17 protein-coding genes are annotated in these 19,303 nt (G+C 35.8%); 10 read left to right on the top strand and 7 right to left on the bottom strand.

Annotation, left to right across the window (positions count from 1 at the left end; translation table 11 throughout):
- Nucleotides 1-140: 140 nt before the first annotated feature.
- Nucleotides 141-566 carry an LbetaH domain-containing protein gene (locus O99_RS05100; protein ID WP_051668880.1) on the bottom strand — a complete coding sequence of 142 codons (426 nt, stop codon included), beginning with the start codon at nt 564-566 and terminating at the stop codon, nt 141-143.
- A 760-nt stretch (nt 567-1,326) separates the two neighbouring features.
- Between O99_RS05100 and O99_RS05095 the strand changes: the two genes are divergently transcribed.
- A complete protein-coding gene (locus O99_RS05095; RefSeq protein ID WP_035006940.1) occupies nt 1,327-2,259 on the top strand; it encodes a ribose-phosphate pyrophosphokinase in 933 nt (310 codons plus the stop codon).
- 423 nt (nt 2,260-2,682) lie between these two features.
- Here O99_RS05095 and O99_RS07155 read toward each other — a convergent pair whose 3' ends face one another.
- The 3 genes from O99_RS07155 to O99_RS07145 all read right to left on the bottom strand — a co-directional run bounded on the left by O99_RS07155 (nt 2,683) and on the right by O99_RS07145 (nt 3,647).
- Nucleotides 2,683-2,874, bottom strand: coding sequence for a hypothetical protein (locus O99_RS07155; RefSeq protein ID WP_235692227.1), 192 nt, complete (start codon nt 2,872-2,874; stop codon nt 2,683-2,685).
- A 252-nt stretch (nt 2,875-3,126) separates the two neighbouring features.
- Nucleotides 3,127-3,330 carry a hypothetical protein gene (locus O99_RS07150; protein ID WP_235692226.1) on the bottom strand — a complete coding sequence of 68 codons (204 nt, stop codon included), beginning with the start codon at nt 3,328-3,330 and terminating at the stop codon, nt 3,127-3,129.
- Between the two features lie 107 nt (nt 3,331-3,437).
- Complete coding sequence (locus O99_RS07145; RefSeq protein ID WP_235692225.1) at nt 3,438-3,647, bottom strand: hypothetical protein; 210 nt, start codon at nt 3,645-3,647, stop codon at nt 3,438-3,440.
- Nucleotides 3,648-4,012: 365 nt separating this feature from the next.
- Here O99_RS07145 and O99_RS05085 point away from each other — a divergent pair, with 365 nt between their 5' ends.
- On the top strand, nt 4,013-4,639 hold the full coding sequence (locus tag O99_RS05085) for a 50S ribosomal protein L25/general stress protein Ctc (RefSeq protein WP_035006939.1): 627 nt from the start codon (nt 4,013-4,015) through the stop codon (nt 4,637-4,639).
- A gap of 68 nt (nt 4,640-4,707) precedes the next feature.
- Nucleotides 4,708-5,301: an aminoacyl-tRNA hydrolase gene (gene pth, locus O99_RS05080; protein WP_035006937.1), complete on the top strand. Its 594-nt coding sequence runs from the start codon at nt 4,708-4,710 to the stop codon at nt 5,299-5,301.
- Between the two features lie 104 nt (nt 5,302-5,405).
- Here pth and O99_RS05075 read toward each other — a convergent pair whose 3' ends face one another.
- Nucleotides 5,406-6,089 (bottom strand): L,D-transpeptidase, encoded by a 684-nt coding sequence (locus O99_RS05075; RefSeq protein ID WP_051668879.1) that lies wholly within the window; start codon nt 6,087-6,089, stop codon nt 5,406-5,408.
- A gap of 255 nt (nt 6,090-6,344) precedes the next feature.
- Between O99_RS05075 and ychF the strand changes: the two genes are divergently transcribed.
- Nucleotides 6,345-7,448, top strand: a complete 1,104-nt coding sequence (ychF, locus tag O99_RS05070) for a redox-regulated ATPase YchF (protein WP_035006935.1) — start codon at nt 6,345-6,347, stop codon at nt 7,446-7,448.
- Nucleotides 7,449-7,583: 135 nt separating this feature from the next.
- Here the strand turns inward: ychF and O99_RS05065 are convergent, their stop codons facing one another.
- On the bottom strand, nt 7,584-8,030 hold the full coding sequence (locus O99_RS05065; RefSeq protein ID WP_035006932.1) for a PRC-barrel domain-containing protein: 447 nt from the start codon (nt 8,028-8,030) through the stop codon (nt 7,584-7,586).
- Nucleotides 8,031-9,112: 1,082 nt separating this feature from the next.
- Here O99_RS05065 and O99_RS05060 point away from each other — a divergent pair.
- Nucleotides 9,113-9,589, top strand: coding sequence for a tRNA (cytidine(34)-2'-O)-methyltransferase (locus tag O99_RS05060; RefSeq protein ID WP_035006929.1), 477 nt, complete (start codon nt 9,113-9,115; stop codon nt 9,587-9,589).
- Between the two features lie 277 nt (nt 9,590-9,866).
- On the opposite strand, the gene O99_RS05055 is transcribed toward O99_RS05060, so the two are convergent.
- Complete coding sequence (locus tag O99_RS05055) at nt 9,867-11,120, bottom strand: CCA tRNA nucleotidyltransferase (protein WP_035006927.1); 1,254 nt, start codon at nt 11,118-11,120, stop codon at nt 9,867-9,869.
- Between the two features lie 247 nt (nt 11,121-11,367).
- On the opposite strand from O99_RS05055, the gene O99_RS05050 reads away from it, so the two are divergent.
- The 5 genes from O99_RS05050 to O99_RS05030 all read left to right on the top strand — a co-directional run bounded on the left by O99_RS05050 (nt 11,368) and on the right by O99_RS05030 (nt 19,290).
- Nucleotides 11,368-12,399 (top strand): AAA family ATPase, encoded by a 1,032-nt coding sequence (locus tag O99_RS05050; RefSeq protein WP_035006925.1) that lies wholly within the window; start codon nt 11,368-11,370, stop codon nt 12,397-12,399.
- The gene (locus O99_RS05045; RefSeq protein ID WP_035006922.1) at nt 12,399-13,310 is read left to right on the top strand and encodes a DUF58 domain-containing protein; all 912 of its coding nucleotides are present in this window, start codon (nt 12,399-12,401) and stop codon (nt 13,308-13,310) included. Before O99_RS05050 ends, O99_RS05045 begins: the two co-directional genes overlap by 1 nt.
- Complete coding sequence (locus O99_RS05040; RefSeq protein ID WP_035006919.1) at nt 13,307-16,111, top strand: DUF4159 domain-containing protein; 2,805 nt, start codon at nt 13,307-13,309, stop codon at nt 16,109-16,111. Before O99_RS05045 ends, O99_RS05040 begins: the two co-directional genes overlap by 4 nt.
- Entirely contained in the window at nt 16,108-18,204 is a 2,097-nt protein-coding gene (locus O99_RS05035) for a membrane protein (protein WP_035006917.1), read from the top strand. The genes O99_RS05040 and O99_RS05035 overlap by 4 nt, the downstream gene beginning before the upstream one ends.
- Nucleotides 18,205-18,393: 189 nt before the next feature.
- Nucleotides 18,394-19,290: a metallophosphoesterase family protein gene (locus tag O99_RS05030; protein WP_035006914.1), complete on the top strand. Its 897-nt coding sequence runs from the start codon at nt 18,394-18,396 to the stop codon at nt 19,288-19,290.
- The last annotated feature ends 13 nt before the right edge of the window (nt 19,291-19,303 follow it).

The following is a 19,303-nucleotide window of genomic DNA, read 5'->3' as shown; positions in this document are numbered from 1 at the left end:
CCCTTCGGTGTTAAGAGTTATCAATTGCTATTAAATCAAATTTCTTACTGCAGTTATACCTTCTCATTTCAACTGCTCTTAGTAGACAATTTTAACCTCAAAACTGCTGTATAATATTAGTTTCATAATACCTTAATTCATTATAAACACATCTTTTGAACTCGACCATTATTAGAAACCCTGGGACTGATCTTGGTTCTGCTATAAACATTAGCATTACCCCAAATTATGGTATTACCAGCAACAATGTTTTCACCACAAACTCTAACATCGCTAAAAACTCTGGCTTCATCATAAATTAGAGCATTCTCAATAACTTTGGCATTATCATAAACCTTAGCATTACCAAAAACCTTAGCATTACCAAAAACCATAGCGTTATCAAAAACTTTAGCATTATCACAAACCCAACAATCGTTCTCATGTGATAAATTCTGTTCATCTTCAATAAAACCACCAAGCTCATTTACCTTTACATTTCCAAAATCTTTAAGAGCTCTAATACGATAAAGTTTATGAAAACCAATCACTATTTCTTCATCTGTTAATTCATATTTTTTACACATAAATAATTGGCCCATTTGATATCTAGAAATTCTTTAACAATATATCTAGAAAAAGGTATTTTCGCAATTTGCCATTTATATTATTTAAAATGTTCTTATTGTAATTACAACATAGCTAATATGAAAATTCACATCGCAAGTGTAAGCTGATAGCCTCTCATAAATTTTTATTGCCTCATCAAGTAATCTCTTTCACAAAAAATTAAGATTTATGCAAAATTTTACGAAGAAGCATAAATATATACTTAGAAAATTAGAAAAACCGGATATCGAAATTGCTTTTGAGCTTTATCCTGATTTCAGAAATAAATGAACAAAAACGAAAATATATTTCATATTAAACAATTGTATTTTTGAGATTTATACTGCTCTATTGAAAAAACAGATATTTTACAAATAACTATATTTCTACAATCTTCTCAAGAAAGAACGACATAAAAACAATCTGTGATATAAGTTTTATTCATTCACCAAGATGCTTATCGACTGTTTAAAAAATGAATAATCAAAATTCTTCAAAAGAGTATTTTTTCTCATAACATTGATTACTTTACAAATAATTTTTTTCTTGTTAGCTATTTTTATCATTTTTAACAAACACTCTACAAACAGTAAGTCTTTCAGATAAATTAATGAACTACATTCATTGTAAAATAATGATAGCTAATTTAGCATTCTTTTATAATTGTTCACTTGCAATCTGATAGTAAAAAGTTAAAACTTATTTCACATTCAATCATAATTATTCAGAGGTTCTATTATGAAACTTTTTTGCGGCAATTCTAATCCATGTCTTGCTGAAGATGTTGCAAACTATTTAAGTATTCCTCTAGGCAAAGCAACTGTAAAACGCTTTGCTGATCAAGAGATTTTCGTAGAATTGCATGAAAACGTACGTGGAAAAGATGTCTTTGTTTTGCAATCTTCATCCTATCCAGCGAATGACCATTTAATGGAATTGCTTATTATGATTGACGCACTTCGTCGTTCTTCAGCACGTCGTATTACAGCTGTTCTACCTTATTTTGGTTATGCTCGCCAAGATCGTAAACCTGGGCCACGTACTCCTATTTCGGCAAAACTTGTTGCTAATCTTATTACTCAAGCAGGTGCTCATCGTGTTTTAACATTAGATCTTCATGCAGGACAAATCCAAGGTTTCTTTGATATTCCAACAGATAATCTTTATGCTGTTCCTGTTATTGCTCGTGATATTAAAATGCATTACTCTCTTGAAAATGTTATTGTTGTTTCACCTGATGTTGGTGGCGTGGTGCGTGCACGCTCCTTAGCTAAGCGTTTAAACAGTCTACTTGCTATTGTTGATAAACGCCGGGAACGTCCAAGTGAATCAGAAGTAATGAACATCATTGGTGATGTAACTGGAAAAGATTGTCTCTTACTAGATGATATTGTTGATTCAGGTGGGACCCTGTGTAACGCAGCGAGTGCCCTTTTACAACATGGTGCAAAAAGCGTCACTGCTTATATTACACATGGTGTACTTTCTGGCAACGCTGTAGAACGCATCGCCAATTCAGAAATGAAAGAATTAGTGATCACTGATTCAATTATGCCAACCAAAGCAATTAAACAAGCCCATAATATGCGTATCTTGCCAATTGCTGATTTAATCGGAGAAGCTATTGCAAGAACAGCAGCAGAGCAATCCGTTTCAAGTCTATTTGGCTAAATGAGTGCCTTTGGATCCCCTGATGCTATTTCTATATTGAAACCAGAAAAAGCTCTACCACAGACTTACCACTAAAAGCAGTATGAATAACAATAAGCCACGCTCTTTAAATAAATTAAAAGACGATGTACACAACTTCAAGAATGGATTCCAGAAAGATGTGCAAAACTACATCTGATGAGCAGAGTTTTAGCGTTACTGCTGCCGCGCAACACGCAAAAATACACCTTAACATTATCTTCGAAACTTTTTGATAGATGTAAAATATGCTTCCACTCTTTCTCTTACAGCTTCTTCTTCATTAATAGAAGCCTGAATGAAAGCCAATTTACAACGAAATTGTAAAATATTAGGAAGAAGCTCTAATACATTACAAATACGATAACATATCAAAAAATCTTGATAAAGGATTGCTGTTGAACGTTAACCAGCTTCAGGATTATCCATCATTTCACAAATGATATGTTCTCTCTGCATTTCGTAATTAGTTACCGAAATCTTTGGAGAAGAACTTTTATCTTCCTTTATTAATTTTTGTTTTTTGTGCACAACCGCTTCTAATATTTCACGAATTTTTTGTTCTTTTACAGGCTCTAGTGAACGATGATATGACATCGTTTTTTCAGATGAGGCAGTAAAAACAAGCTTTTTGCATTAGTTCTTTCCGTTGGAAACGTCATTATTCGGGCCAGAAGAACATACTGATGTTTGAACAGAACCAACAATAACCGGTAAAGAACACCGTGATAAAGCGAATCCTAAAGTAATAAAGTGGCTCAAGAGCTCACAATATTTTTGCCTAACAGCACTCCATTCCTAGGGATCAGTGGCACATATCATATCAATATCTAAAAAATGCGTCTTAATTTAAAAATTTGATGCTTCAGCAGCCACGTTTTTTGCAAACTTAGCTAAATGTCGTGTAGCAATAACATCAGCAAGACCACGTTTACGTCCTTGGCACATTAACTTGATCACAGCAGCACTAAGCGAAATCTTACGCAAGACATCAGAAACCTCTCCTGCTGAAGGGTGAGTAAATAACTGTGCCTCATCAATTACAACTAACATAAAAACCAATAATCACATCCAATATAAAAAAAACCTTCAAGAAAAAGACCAACAGCATGCATCTGTTGTGCAATATCTAAACCTTCAAGATTAAACACAACCGAAACTCAATATTGGCGAATACGATGAGCAATTTGTATCAATTTTTTTTCTTTCGGCTGAGATTCAATAATAATACGGCTCAATTCACTTGCCAAAGTCACAAAATCGCCTTCTGGATTAATAACACGTTGTTGTGCTGATGAAGAACTCTGTTCAAGAAGACATCGAGGAAGATGTAATTGTTCTGAATCAGAACTATCTTGTACAAAAAACATGCTGTCAATAATTCCTCAAAATCAAGGAGTACTGAAACTGATTTATGCAACATGCTACATTTTGGCACTTCACCTAAGATGATCTTACCTTCATAAAGCTATTATTCAATCTTTGAAAATTGATATTGATTCTGCATCTGTCGTGCATACTTTTGTAAAAGTAGAAACCAAGGATTTTTCCTTCAACTCTTGCATCTCCAAATGGTTTGAATTATAGAACAAACTTCTGTGTAGACACCCTTGGAGGCAACACAGAATGGGGTAATCGCCGTTTTACAGCGTATATCTTCGCATTCATGCAAAAACCACTACTGGTTTTCATGATTCTCCAATTATATAAAAATTATATAAAAAGGACTTTAGTTATGAGCAAAAGCTATACTTTTAGAGCCGAAATACGCGAGCGGGTTGGTAAGGGGTCCTCCCGCGAACTTCGTCGTAATGGTCTTATTCCAGCTGTTATTTATGGTGATAAACAGCCTCCTTTAGCAATTTCAGTCCCCTATAAAGATATTTTCCATAAAATTCATGCTGGGGGATTTCGTACTACTGTTGCAACGATTGAAATTGATCAACAAAAAATTCAAGTTTTACCAAAAGATTATCAACTTGATCCTGTCCGTGACTTTCCTATACACGTAGATTTCTTACGCATTTCAGCAAAATCTATCGTTCATGTGCACATTCCTGTACACTTCCTTAATGAAGACATAGCTCCAGGAATTAAACGAGGTGGTGTCTTAAACATTGTGCGCCATGAAATTGAATGTACAGCATTAGCACATGCTATCCCTGAAGCAATTGAGATTGATCTTTCCAGTTATTCCATTGGTGATTCTATTCATATTTCTGCAGTACAATTACCAAAAGGTGTCGTACCAGTTATTCAGGAAAGAGACTTTACAATCGCTACCATCGCTGCTCCTGCTAACGTAAGTGCGAGCGATAATTCTTCAGAACAAGAGAACAATGAAAACAACGCAAAAACCTAATAACTTTAGTAGATGTGATCTTATCTTTTTAGTAGTTTTTGCTTTCTTATACTTTACCGGAGGTGCACATGTTGCTCATTGCTGGTCTTGGCAACCCCGGTTCTCACTATAATAATAATCGCCATAATATTGGTTTTATGGCTATTAATGTTATTCACCAAATCTTTTCATTTTCTCCATGGTCAAAAAAATTTCAGGCTGAAATCTCAAACGGCTTTATAAATGATGAAAAAATTATTCTTATAAAACCGCAAACTTTTATGAATTTGTCTGGTCAATCAATTGGCGAAGCCTTGCGGTTTTATAAATTAGACTTGAATAATCTTATTGTCATTTACGATGAACTAGATTTACCACCTGGTAAAATAAGAATAAAAATCGGAGGAGGAAGTAATGGACATAACGGTATAAAGTCTATTGATAGTCATTGCGGCACCAACTACTGCCGTCTACGCTTAGGGATTGGACATCCTGGTCCCAAAGAGCTGGTTAACCAGTATGTTTTGGGAAATTTTACAAAATCCGATCAAGAATGGTTAACCCCTTTACTAGATGCAATCGCAAATAACATGGAACTCTTAATAAAAAGAAACAATAATTGTTTTATGAATAAAATTACATTGGCAATGGAAAAATTTACAACAAAGCATCATCTTTCTTGAATACAAAAGACATACTCACACCCTTTGATATTTTTCTCTGAAGGAAAGGATCAAAGTTGAATGAAATATGAAACTCAGCGAATAAATCTTATAACTTATTATGATTAAATAAGCCCGCTTGATGTATTTTCGCTATTCTGCAATACCACTACACGTGAACCATCAGGAACACGATTATAAAGATCAATAATATCTTGATTGAGTAGACGAATACATCCACTAGAAATAGCACGACCAATTGACCAAGCTTCATGTGAACCATGAATACGGAAAAGGGTATCTTTCCCATTTTTGAAAAGATAAAAAGCTCGTGCACCTAACGGATTCTCAGGACCAGGAGGCATACCCTGCCCTAAATGTCCATAACGTTCTGGTTCACGCTCCATCATTGCCTTAGTAGGAGCCCAACGCGGCCACCGGCGCTTATATTGTACAATTCCAACACCTGTAAATGCCAACCCTTCTTTGCCAACACCAATACCATAACGTAAAGCTGTGCCATTTTCACCAATCAGATAAAGAAAACATGCTTGAGTATCTACAACTAATGTACCAGAAGAATAATCTGTATGATAATTAACTTGTTGACGCCAAAATTTTGGATCAATTATTGAAAGATTAACTGCAGGTAAAAAATAAGGTTCATTTGTTACAGGCCCATATAAATCAAGTATTTCCGGTGGAATATACTGGTCCTGTTGAGAAAAAATAGACATATTTGATTGACGTGTAAGACATCCAGCCAAAGCCAAAGGCGTTGCTATTAAAAAAGTTCGACGAGATAACAATCTCATATTTTCTCCGATTACTTATTTTCGAAAATTTTGCATACTATGAAAAACTTAATGCACTGTTAATATTTATGAGTACAACCATTATTCAATAATGTAATATAAAAAAAATTATGCAATTATTCAGTCTATTTTTTCATACTATCACAACAACTGTAGACTAGATCTCTTTTCAAAACGTGCTATAGAAACACTAACAAAGCTTTATCTTGACCACAAAAATAAATTACGATCAACAAAGAAAGAGAATCTATGGGCTTTAAATGCGGTATTGTTGGATTACCTAATGTTGGGAAATCAACTCTCTTTAATGCATTAACAAAAACAGCTGCAGCACAAGCTGCCAATTATCCTTTTTGCACGATTGAACCTAATACCGGTGAAGTTGCTGTCCCAGATCTACGGATGAAAAAAGTCGCCTCTATCGCTGGATCAAAAGAAATAATTCCTACACGTATTAGTTTTGTTGATATTGCGGGACTTGTACGTGGAGCTTCAAAAGGTGAAGGTTTAGGAAATAAATTTTTAGCGAATATTCGCGAAGTTGATGCCATTATCCATGTCTTACGATGTTTTCAAGATGAAAATATTACACATGTAGAAGGACGCATTGATCCTATTTCTGATGCTACAACCGTTGAAACAGAACTTATGCTTTCAGATCTTGAAAGTCTTGAACGGCGAATCATACAAATTCGCAAACGTGCAACCGGAAAAGATAAAGAAGCGCTCGCTATTCTCCCTATCATGGAAGCTGCATTAAAATTGCTGCAAACAGGACACCCTGTACGGTTAATGCTTAAAGATATTTCTGCCGATGAACGGTGCATTCTTAATGGTTTGAATCTTTTAACATCAAAACCCGTTCTCTATGTTTGCAATGTCAGTGAAAGTGAGGCCGCTCATGGTAACGACTTTACCCAAGCAGTTGAGAAAATGGCAACAGCACAGAATGCACAAGCTATTGTCATTGCCGCTTCCATTGAAGCTGAAATTGCCCAACTTACTGATGAAGAAGCGTTAGAATATCTTAAGGCTTTAGGGCTTTCTGAACCCGGGCTTAATAGACTCATTCGCACTGGCTATGATTTACTTAACCTCATTACTTACTTTACTTGTGGCCCTAAAGAAACACGAGCATGGACAATTGTGCGCGGAGTAAAAGCACCGCAAGCTGCTGGTGTTATTCATTCAGATTTTGAACGTGGCTTCATTCGTGCACAAACTATTAGCTACGAAGATTATATTGCTTTTGGTGGAGAAAACGGAGCAAAAGAAGCAGGAAAAGCGCGCGATGAAGGTAAAGAATATATTGTGCAAGATGGTGATATCATATTGTTTAAGCACAATACTTAATACACTCCTTTAAAGTCTTAAATCTTAATCCTCCATAAAATTCGTCTTTGTATCAACTCTTTCTATGTTTTTAAGAAAACTTTCAAATAAAATAGCCGCGTTATAAACGGCTATTTTATTTCTGATAAGACAAAATTAACGATTCCAATAACCTTCATATTTAAATTCTGGAGCGCCTTTTAAGGAATCTTTTGTTGCATTGATAATAAATTTCCATTTACCATAATCGTTTGTTTTCTGAATTGTATCAGGAGAAACAACTATATAACGTTCTCCTATACCAAGAAAACCACCAATACCAATGACAATTCCTTCGACATTATTTTCACGCAAAATAATATCTTTCACTTCACCAATATTTTCATCTTCCATATTGTATACATTAGCACCAATAAGGCTTGAAGCAACAAAATCAGTTGCTGAAGGCGTAATATAACGCGCAGCAATATCTGAACCAATCTGTACAATACCTGTTGATGAAATCACTTCATTTTCACAAGGTGTTGTCGTTGTAAAAGACTGAGCATACGCACCAGAAACCATAAAAATTGACACGAAAGTAGTGCAAACAATTTTCTTCATTTTATAATTCTCCGTTTTTACTTTATAAATCCTCAATGCATCATTATAAAATTTGTTCCCTCTGCGTTTCTGAAACAGCTTATTCTGTGTGTTCATTTTTCTTTAAATCCTTACTAGATCAGATCAAATTCTTCTTTTCATATTATAAACAAGCACTCCCAAATAATGAAAAATAATACGAAAACCAGCTTTCTTACGAATTTCCATATGGGAAGCAGCAGCCCATATTAAAAATTAAACACCTCACCATAATGCACTTCTGTTATTTCATTCTCATAAGAAACAAGAATATTCTTTAAAGGAGACACCATAAGCCAAAATATCCCTACAATAAAATAAGGATTATACCAATAACCTTTAGCAATTTTTTATCCTTTAAAGTCTCATGATATCCCTGTTTAAAGAGCTGTAATATAATCAAAATTATAATTGATCAAACATCAATAATTAAAGCAAAGAATGATAAAGAAAAAAGCGCGTCCGTGTCATCAATAATAAACCAGGAGGTTTAGCAACCATTATACATAAATTTGGCTTCTTTAGGATTAGCAAAAGGAAAAGGAAAATAATCTGACACAATACCAGATTTCTTTAAAAACTTTTCTTCTCGATGAGAACCATCACCTCTTTCATATTACATACAAAACTTTAATCTATTCCTGATCATAACCCAGTACCTTTAAATCGTGAAAAGATATATATTTGAGCCCATCGTAACAAACACATATTGCTTCCAGCCCGGGCCACAATGACCCTTTAGCATAAATACCAAAGGGCCCCAAAAATTCTAATCTTATTTTTGAGGCACATACAAAGGAAAAAACATATTCTCTTTATATTCATGATATTTTTGGCAAAGCTTTGAAAAAAATATGAATTATCTACTTTCGTATCATATAAATTTTACTGATTTCAATTTTTTATCTCCTCCTCTTTTGCGCCATAAACATAAAAATAACCTTCAAAAAAATCTTTTCATATATGCTGATTGTATTCTATTGAATCAATAAATTAAAACTATCTCTTTAAAATCACTATCGCTATAAATGACTTCTTTATAAATCAGTTTACAAATATTCAATATGACACTTCACATCGCTCTTTTTCAACCTGATATTGCCGGTAACACAGGAACAATCTTACGCCTTAGCGCTTGTTTTGGTCTGCATGTACACATTATTGAACCTGCAGGCTTTAATCTATCCGATCGCAATCTTAAACGTGCAGGTATGGATTACCTTGAACGCGCGTCCTTAGAACGTCACCTTGATTGGCAGAGTTTTATTGATACCATGCAGCGCTTTAATCGTCGTCTTTTGCTCTTAAGTACAAAAGCACAAACCTATTACACAGAAATATATTATCAGAAAAACGATGTTTTACTTTTTGGCCGTGAATCAGCAGGTGTCCCCGATTATGTTTATAAAGCAGCAGATTATGCATTAACCATTCCCATGCTACCACACGCACGCTCTTTGAATCTTGCAATAAGCGTCGCTATGGTAACAGGAGAGGCACTTCGTCAAATTGGTTATAATGAAATAGGACAAGCCTTATAATAAAACTAAATCTTACAGCCTGGCCAATCTTCATGACAGAAGTTATCTTACCAAATGATACAATTTTTAACAGATGATAGAAATTACATTGAAAAAATGAAAATTGTTAAGTTCAATTATCCTATTGTTAAAACAACTTTACGAAATGATATTAACAAAAACATATTTTTCACGCTGCAAATAATTACATTACGATAAAATTGCATAATCACACACCAAATAACAAAAAAATCTATAAAAAGAAAATTTCAAAAAACTCCTAACAAAACACAGAATATTACTGCTCAATTTTTTCTAATAATTTATTACGATCAATCAAAAAGCCGCTTTCGACCCATAATGATTCCAATTCTTTGAGTTTTTTTCCTAAAAACTTCCCTTTTACCAGCCCTCTTTCCAATAAATCCTTGCCACTAATAGGAAAAGTTGGAATTTGCCATTTTCGAGCAAGTTGATAAAGCCTGATATAACATTCTTCTTTTTGAACCGCTTTGCTGTCCTTTAAGGTGTGATCCCGTGCAGCTGCTAAAGACAAAGCTAATTGATCTAAAACTGGTTGCCGACCATAAAAATAAATCAGTCTTTGCATAAGAATATCTGGACAGTCATAGTTAATCAGTTCTAGTTCCGCCCATTCCTTTAACCGTATTTTTTCTTTATTCGATAAATGTAAACGACGTGCCATATCATGAAGACGCATAACATCAGGAGGAATAAGGCTTTCTAGCCGCAAAAACGGATCAACCTCCCAATCAAAAGCTTGCTCTGTTTTAATAAGTGAGTGGATTGCATCGATCCCCCACCTTTCTGTCTCAGGTAAAATGAACGTCAAAATTCCACTTTGACGCATCCATAAAAGAGCACGTGTTGGATCCAAAGCAGTCAGAAGTTTTTTCATTTCTCCCCAAATACGCTCTGGTGAAAGTTTGTGTAAACCATGTTTTAAACGCGTACACGCTTTCAACCCTTCTGCATCAGGACGCCCTATTCCATACCAAGCAAAAAAGCGAAAAAAACGCAAAATACGTAAATAATCTTCACAAATACGCTGCTCTGCAACACCAATAAAACGAACAGTCCGAGTTGCAATATCGTTTAAACCTCCTACTTCATCATAGATCTCACCGGCCGCATTACAATAAAGTGCATTGATAGTAAAATCTCGACGTTCAGCATCTTTTTTCCAATCGCGGCTGAAGACAACTTCCGCATGACGACCATCCGTCTGAATATCAGAGCGAAGTGTTGTCACCTCATAAGAGCACGATTCACCAACTACTGTTACTGTACCAAAATTAATTCCTGTAGGAATAGCTTTAAATCCTACTTCTTCTACACGCTTTATAATCTGCTGCGGCAAACAGGTTGTTGCAATATCAATATCACTGATAGGCTGTTGCAAAAGTTGATTCCGTACAGCACCACCAACAACACGGGCTTCCTCACCATCCATTGATAAAACACGAAGAAGTGTTTGAATATTGCTAGACTGCAACCATGCAACCTGTTTGAAATTGTGTGTCACATTCACCCTTTAACCTTTCAACAAATTTTCATTATTCCCTTTCAAACTTTTATATTTCAATAAATACAATGCATAATATATTTTTTATAAACCACACTCTTTCTCCATAAAAATATTCTTAATTTGTGCGAAGAGATAAAAAAACAGCTTATCACGCTTCTTTTCTTTTCATTTTCTGTTACAAATCATGAAAAGATTTATAATCATATAAAAGAAATTCTCATTTTACGACACATGGCTTTAAGGAAAAAATATGAGTCAATATGATACATTATCCCATTCTACTGAAAAGGCGAGTATCAATGATGATGCCTCATTAATTATTAAAGATATTGATGAAGCACACAAAGAGCTCGATATTCTACAAAAAGCAATTGACAAAGTTATTTTTGGACAAAGTCACGTAATTGAATACACCTTAACAGCTATTTTAGCAGGTGGACACGCTCTTCTTGTTGGTGTTCCGGGACTTGCTAAGACGCGTCTTGTTGAAACACTTGGAATCGTCTTGGGACTTGATGCAAAACGCATCCAATTTACACCAGATTTAATGCCATCAGATATTATTGGTTCTGAGATCATGGATTCAGATAAGAATGGTCAACGTTCTTTCCGTTATATTCAAGGTCCTATCTTTACTCAGCTTCTCATGGCCGATGAAATCAACCGCGCTTCGCCTCGCACCCAATCAGCCCTTTTACAAGCCATGCAAGAATACCATGTCACTATTGCTGGAACACGTTATGACCTACCAAAACCCTTTCATGTGCTTGCAACTCAAAATCCTATTGAACAAGAAGGAACTTATCCTCTTCCTGAAGCGCAACTCGATCGCTTTTTAATGCAAATTGACATTGACTATCCTGATTTAGCGACAGAACGGCGTATTATCTTAGAAACGACAGGTAAAAAAAACCAAATTGCAAAACCCGTTTTATCTATTAAAAAATTACAAAAAATCCAAAAAATTGTCCGCCAAATGCCAATTTCTGAAAGCGTTGTCGAAGCTATTTTGAAGTTAGTGCGTTCAGCTCGTCCTCATAAAGATAATTCCCTTGCAAACACTTATATTTCTTGGGGCCCTGGTCCTCGGGCATCACAAGCACTTTCACTATGCGTTCGTGCCCGTGCCCTTTACTACGGACGTCTAGCTCCTTCACTTGATGATGTTCAAGCACTCGCCCAACCTGTTTTACAACATCGTATGGCACTTAATTTTTCTGCACATGCTGAAAATATAACTATAAAAGAAATTATTGCTAATCTCATGAAAGATTCCCTCTGATGACTATTGGCAAACAAACTTTTAGAGAAAGCCCACAATCACTTGCTGCAACATTACAGAAAGATGCAGCTAATATGCCCTATTTCCTTTTACAAGCAAATCGTCTTGCCAATACATTAATAACCGGAAGACATGGTCAACGCAAACACGGCAATGGAGAAAATTTCTGGCAATTTCGTCCTTATGTGCAAGGTGAATCCATCGCACATATTGACTGGCGTCGTTCAGCGCGTGATGAACATATCTACCTACGTGAACGTGAATTGGAAAGGATGCAAACCGTTTGGATTTGGCCCGATCAAAGTGCTTCTATGCAATATTGTTCATGCTTTTCAAAAATCTCTAAAGGCAATCATGCCATCATTCTTTCCCTTGCATTAGCAAAAATTCTTGCAAAAAGTGGCGAATATATTGCTATTCCTGAATTAATGGCTCCAACTATATCCTCTAATGTCATAGAGCGTATGGCTTTAGCTTTAACGAATCATCAAATTGAAAATTCATTTCCAAATTTCTCAACTGTAACGCGTTTTTCACAAGCCATCATAATGAGTGACTTTCTTGATCATCCTGAAAAAATTATCGATCATCTGACAGTTTTAAAGACAAAACAAGTCAATGCACATCTCATTGAAGTCACCGACCCAGCAGAAGAACATTTCCCTTATACAGGCCATACAGAATTTTTTGATCCTGAAACAAAAGAAAAACTCCTCGTGAGAAAAGCAGAAAACTTGCGTAAAAATTATCACAAGCTCTATCAAGAAAGACGACAAAAATTAATAGATTTTTGCTTACATCAAGGATGGACTTACCAGGTTAGCTTAACAGATCGTCCCCTAACAGAAGTGATTGTGAACTTCACAAAGAAAATGAAATCTTCTAAATCTTACCTAAGGAGATCACTTTGAGTTTTGACGCTCCTTTCCTTTTGTTTGGACTTTTGGCCTTACCAGTTATTTGGTGGTTGTTAAGAACGACACCTTCAAAACCTCATAAAGAACTTTTTCCGCCTTTGCGCCTTCTGCTTAAACAAACTAATCAACAGGAAACTACCAATCATACACCCTGGTGGTTATTATTATTACGACTAACCATAGCCGCACTGATCATAATAGCGTTAGCGCGTCCTACTTGGATTCAAAAACCGATTGTATTTTCTGGTTCTCATCCTCTTGCACTCATCATTGACAATGGATGGGCGTCCGCTGAAGAATGGAAAAAACGCATTGCAGTTGCAAAATCTTTAATTACACAAGCAGAAAAACAACAAAAAAACATTTATTTACTTGCAACAGCTGAAAACAATGCTCACGATATCGGTCCTTTTTCTGCAGAAGTCATCAAACAACATTTATTGCATTTACATACTCGTCCTTGGCCTGTTAACCGCGTCCAATCCCTTCAAAAGCTCGTAGAACAGATTGGTGAACAACCTCTTGATATTGCGTACTTAAGTGATGGTTTGCAAACAAACGAAGATAGTCAGGCTTTTACCCTTATAAAACAATTAAAGCCAAAAACATTCTTATGGTATGCGAATGATGTTTCCAACATAACTGGTATAACAAACATAGAAAATAACAATGGAAATATGGCAGCACGTGTCATTCGTACAACTCCTTATGGTGAGACTCCAATAACACTCAGCCTTTATGATTTAAAAAGTCAACTCCTTGCTCGTTTTACAACAAACTTTCATGAAGGAGAAACAACAGCTCTTGTTCCTTTTGATTTACCACTTGAATTACGTAATCACATTGCCTGGATTAAAATTGATGACCAAGCTCAAGCTGCTGCGACCTTTTTAATCGACAACCGTAGCCGAATAAACCGCGTTGCCCTTTTATCACCCAACATCAATGAAATGGTACAGCCCTTACTTTCTCCAATGTACTACGTTATCAAAGCATTACAAGGTCATGCACAACTTATAACAACTGGAGGAGGAGAGCTTTCAAGTGATATTGATCGTTTACTGAACCAAAATCCATCTGTTTTCATTATGGGTGACATAGTTAATATATCAAAAGAAGCAGAAAAAAAGCTATCTCATTTTGTAAATAAAGGAGGGATACTTATCCGTTTTGCTGGAGAGAATCTGAGTTCTGCAAAACATTATGACAGCCTATTACCTGTATCATTACGTTCTGGTGAACGCTTACTTGGCAGTATTATGTCGTGGACGAAACCACAAAAATTAGCACCTTTTGCAAAAAACAGCTTCTTTTTTGACCTTCCTTTTCCAGAAAATGTCACTGTTTTACGCCAAATTCTTGCAGAACCAAATTCAGATCTTTTTGAAAAAACATGGCTTAGTCTCGAAGATGGAACTCCACTCATTACTGCTGCTAACCATGGTAAGGGTATACTCATTCTTATTCATATCGCACCTGATCCTACATGGTCAAATCTTCCTCTTTCCGGTTTTTTTACACAAATGTTACAAAAACTTATTACGCTTAGTACACATGCAAAAGAACCTCAAACGCAAATAAAAACAGCGACAGTATACAATCCTTGGCAGATACTCAATGCCAACGGTCAATTACAAACAGCTCCTTCTCATGTTATTCCACTCATTACTGATGAACAAAAAGCGCCCCTTCCATCCTACCATACTCCACCTGGACTCTATGGTGTTCAAAACAATCTCTATGCTCTCAATCTACTCAATCATGCATCACACTTAACGACACAATCATCATCACCTTATTTTTTAAGTGATAAAACTCTACCCTATGATACACAAGAAAAACATTTCACTGGATTTCTATTAGGACTAACCAGTTTATTATTAGCCCTCGATAGTTTTTTAGTTTTATGGACAGGCGGAGCTCTCTTTTTTAAGAGGAAAAGCAATATGCTATTTCTTTTCCCTCTCATAGCAATCTTTATTGCTTTTTTTCTATATCCATCAATTATGCAAGCAGAAATTGTAGAAAACTATGATGATACTATCATAAAAGCAGCAGGGACTACTCATCTCGCTTATGTCGTAACCAATAATCATGAAATCGATACAACAAGTAAAAGCGGACTAGAAGCACTCAGCCAATTTATAGCAGAACGTACAATGCTTTCACCTGGTTCTGTTGTAGCGCTTGACCTTGATAAGGATGAGCTCAGTTTTTATCCTCTTATTTACTGGCCAATTGATACGAATAGCCCTATGCCAACACAAAAAAGTCTTGAAAAAATCAATGCCTACATGAAAAATGGTGGCGCAGTTTTATTTGACACTCGTGATCAAATAAATACCAATCTTACCCTTGAAGAAACAGCTACCGCAGCCACACAAAGATTGCGTACGATATTAAGCGGATTAAATATTCCAACGATGGAACCAGTATCAACTGAACATGTTATTGCCCGTTCTTTTTATATTATGCCTGATTTTCCAGGACTTTATCGTGGTTCCCCTTTATGGGTTGAATCATCTTCAATAAACAAAAAAAACACAAATTCTATCACTGCAGGAGATAATGTTAGCTCTTTTTTCATCACTGCAAATAACTTTGCTGCTGCTTGGGCGCTAAACGAACAAGGCAGGTGGAAATATCCACTTATTCCTAATAATCCTATGCAACGTTTATGGGCATTTCGTGCGGGATTGAATATTGTTATTTATGTACTTACGGGAAACTATAAAGCCGATCAAATTCATGTTCCTGCATTATTAGAGCGTTTTAACCGAGAAAGAAGGCAATGATACAATCTCTTACCTTTCAGCCTTTTTTGCCTAGCGTTTGGCTTCTTTTTTTAGGAGGAATCCCCGCTTTTTTTATAGTTATTGGGCTTATTACAAAACGCCGCGGAGCTTTTTTACGCTTTCTAGCATTAGCGTCTCTTATTCTTGCACTCCTTAATCCAATGATCACAAAAGAACAACGTGAACCTGTTAAAAGTGTTGTAGGTATTGTTCTTGATCATAGCGAAAGCCAAACATTTGGAACACGTGAGGAAGATAGAAATAAAGCCCATACACAATTAATAAATGCGCTAGCACATTATCCACAATTCGAACCACGCTTTATTGAAGCTGGAAAACTTTCTGATAATCATTATGCACCATCAACAAATTTGTTTCACGCTTTAACACAAAGTATATCCAGTATACCACCCTCTCGCTATGCAGGAACGATTTTAATCACGGATGGACAAGTGCATGACATCCCACAGCTATCAAAACTTAACCATGATGCCCCAATTAATGCTTTGATCACAGGGAAAGCTGATGAATTTGACCGCCAAATTAAATTTATTGCTCCTCCCCGCTTTGCTCTTATCAATAAACCATTTATGCTCTCTATTTTAGTAGAAGATAAAGGACACCCTAAAAAGCCCATACCAGCACAAGCAAATATTACCGTAAGCATTAACGGTCAAGAAGTTGATCATCATTCTGTAACACCTGGTGTTATCTTTCAAACTGAAATCACCCTATCTCATGCAGAAAAAAACATTATTCAAGTTACAACTGACACACATGAAGGAGAATTAAGTCTTAATAACAATCGTGCCATAACTGTTATTGAAGGCATTAGAGAAAATCTGCGTGTTCTTCTGATTTCAGGTGCACCCTATAATGGTGAACGAGCATGGCGTGACCTTTTAAAAAGTGATTCTAATATCGATCTCATTCATTTCACTATTTTGCGTCCTCCTGAAAAAGCTGACAATACACCTATCAATCAATTATCACTTGTAGTCTTCCCTACCACCAAATTATTTGTTGAAGAAATCAATAATTTTGATCTTGTTATTCTCGACGGCTACCAATATTCTAACGTTCTTCCATTGATTTACTATGATTATATTGCCCAATATGTCCAACAAGGTGGAGCATTGCTGATAGTAACAGGACCTGAGTTTACTACAGAATTCTCATTAGCTAAAACGCCTCTAATAAGTGTTCTACCAGCGCTACCAAATGGCACCATAATTCAAAAACCTTTTCGCCCTACCCTCACGAAAGAAGGTGAGCGCCATCCTGTTACACGGGGTCTTACAACCCCTGCTCATCCTGCTCATCAATGGGGACGATGGTTACGACAAATTGTAGTCCAAAATACAGGAAAAGCGACTGCTATCATGAAAGGAGCTGATGAACAACCACTTTTGCTTCTTTCCCATATTGGTAAAGGTCGTGTAGGAATGTTACTTTCCGATGAAAGTTGGCTTTGGGCGCGAGGTTTTGAAGGTGGAGGTCCTTATGCAGCTCTTTACCGTAGAATTGCCCACTGGCTTATGAAAGAACCAGAACTTGAAGAAGAAAAATTAAGTGCTTTGAGTCATCATCATCATTTAACAGTTCGTCGACAAACACTCCAAGATCACCCAGAAGCAGTCGAAGTAGTTTTTCCCTCTGGTAAAAAAAAGAACATCACTCTCACGAAAGAACAAGAAGGTGTCTTTACAGGGAATATTCAGACTGATGAAACAGGGATCTTTACTATTCGTAATGGAGATCAAACAGTGCTTTCTACTGTAGGAGCAGTCAATAATCCTGAATTGTCTGATTTAATTTCAACAGAAGAAAAACTGATCCCTATCAGTAAACAAACGGGTGGTCATGTTACGCGTTTATGGAATAAAGAAAAAAATGATATTCATCTTCCTCCCATTAAATTGATTCAATCCCAAACAGGAAAAGTATCATCTTCTCCTCATTCAATTGTTCTGAAAGAAGCAACAAAAACTCGTTTGGTTAACATTTCTCACTTTCCTATTTTTTCTGGATTTTTAGCATTACTGACCTGTCTTTTATTGTTGACCAGTGTATGGTATCGTGAAAATCATTAAAAGTTCTGAGCAACTTTATAATTACTTGAATGTAGTTTATACTTATTTAAGCACACATAATAATATACCTTACCCTGTGCCATTTTTCATACATCTTCTTGTAATTCTAAAGCGAACAATCGCTCTGGTTTTATGGATGCAAACATTTGTATTTGCCTATTTTTTATTGCCTAAATTTTTTTCAACGCTATGCTAGCATCTATGTTTTATCTTGCTCATATATCAGATGTACATCTTTCACCCTTACCACAGCCTTCCTTATTGGAGCTTTGCGGAAAGCGTCTCACTGGATATCTTAATTGGAAAAAAAAACGTAACAATCAAATGAAATCAGATGCTTTAGAAATATTAATGCATGCACTGAAACAAAAAAAACCTGACCATATTGTTATTTCTGGTGATCTCGTTAATCTTTCTTTGGATAAAGAATTTACGCAAGCTCGCAACTGGTTACTTGCTCAAAATAATCCTGAAAATATTTCCCTAACATTTGGAAATCACGATGCTTATGTTCGCGGAGCATTCCAAAAAGCCTGTACTTACTTCCAACCTTGGATTAAAAGTGACTCCTCACAAAAAAATCCTTTCCCCTATATGCGTATTCGCAATAATATAGCAATTATAGGCGCCTCTTCAGCTATTGCGACACCACCGTTTCAAGCTTCAGGCTACTTTGGTAAACAACAAGCAAAAACTTTATCCCAATTCTTAAATGAAGCAGAAAAACAGGGTCTCTTCCGTGTTGTGATGATTCATCATCCTCCTTTTCACCATGCTACTTCTTGGCATAAAAAATTATGGGGTATAGAGCGTTTTCTAAAAGTAGTTAAACACCATGGTTGCGAACTTATTCTCCATGGTCATACTCATTTACCTACGTTGAATATCATTGAAGGAAAAGTGCGCAAGATTCCTATTGTTGGTGTTTCTTCAGCATCACAATCTTTCGGAAGTAAAAAGCCCCCTGCAAGTTTTAACTTATTTGCTATTGAATATTTGCATAATCAATGGCACTGCCAATTGCAGCGCTATTGTATTATTAATCATAATAATACAATAGCGTGTATTGAAAAAATTGATCTTTAATATTTCGAAAAAT

This window comes from Bartonella rochalimae ATCC BAA-1498, from assembly GCF_000706645.1.
In the GTDB taxonomy this organism is placed as follows: Bacteria; Pseudomonadota; Alphaproteobacteria; order Rhizobiales; family Rhizobiaceae; genus Bartonella; species Bartonella rochalimae.
The sequence above is the reverse complement of the archived record's forward strand: the minus strand, read 5'-3'. Positions and strand labels throughout refer to the sequence as shown.

What these genes read in the sequence shown, in the direction of transcription:
- O99_RS05100 (WP_051668880.1), bottom strand. Translation starts at nt 566, where the DNA reads ATGTGTAAAAAATATGAATTAACAGATGAAGAAATAGTGATTGGTTTT.
- O99_RS05095 (WP_035006940.1), top strand. Translation starts at nt 1,327, where the DNA reads ATGAAACTTTTTTGCGGCAATTCTAATCCATGTCTTGCTGAAGATGTT.
- O99_RS07155 (WP_235692227.1), bottom strand. Translation starts at nt 2,874, where the DNA reads ATGTCATATCATCGTTCACTAGAGCCTGTAAAAGAACAAAAAATTCGT.
- O99_RS07150 (WP_235692226.1), bottom strand. Translation starts at nt 3,330, where the DNA reads ATGTTAGTTGTAATTGATGAGGCACAGTTATTTACTCACCCTTCAGCA.
- O99_RS07145 (WP_235692225.1), bottom strand. Translation starts at nt 3,647, where the DNA reads ATGTTTTTTGTACAAGATAGTTCTGATTCAGAACAATTACATCTTCCT.
- O99_RS05085 (WP_035006939.1), top strand. Translation starts at nt 4,013, where the DNA reads ATGAGCAAAAGCTATACTTTTAGAGCCGAAATACGCGAGCGGGTTGGT.
- pth (WP_035006937.1), top strand. Translation starts at nt 4,708, where the DNA reads ATGTTGCTCATTGCTGGTCTTGGCAACCCCGGTTCTCACTATAATAAT.
- ychF (WP_035006935.1), top strand. Translation starts at nt 6,345, where the DNA reads ATGGGCTTTAAATGCGGTATTGTTGGATTACCTAATGTTGGGAAATCA.
- O99_RS05065 (WP_035006932.1), bottom strand. Translation starts at nt 8,030, where the DNA reads ATGAAGAAAATTGTTTGCACTACTTTCGTGTCAATTTTTATGGTTTCT.
- O99_RS05060 (WP_035006929.1), top strand. Translation starts at nt 9,113, where the DNA reads ATGACACTTCACATCGCTCTTTTTCAACCTGATATTGCCGGTAACACA.
- O99_RS05050 (WP_035006925.1), top strand. Translation starts at nt 11,368, where the DNA reads ATGAGTCAATATGATACATTATCCCATTCTACTGAAAAGGCGAGTATC.
- O99_RS05045 (WP_035006922.1), top strand. Translation starts at nt 12,399, where the DNA reads ATGACTATTGGCAAACAAACTTTTAGAGAAAGCCCACAATCACTTGCT.
- O99_RS05035 (WP_035006917.1), top strand. Translation starts at nt 16,108, where the DNA reads ATGATACAATCTCTTACCTTTCAGCCTTTTTTGCCTAGCGTTTGGCTT.
- O99_RS05030 (WP_035006914.1), top strand. Translation starts at nt 18,394, where the DNA reads ATGCTAGCATCTATGTTTTATCTTGCTCATATATCAGATGTACATCTT.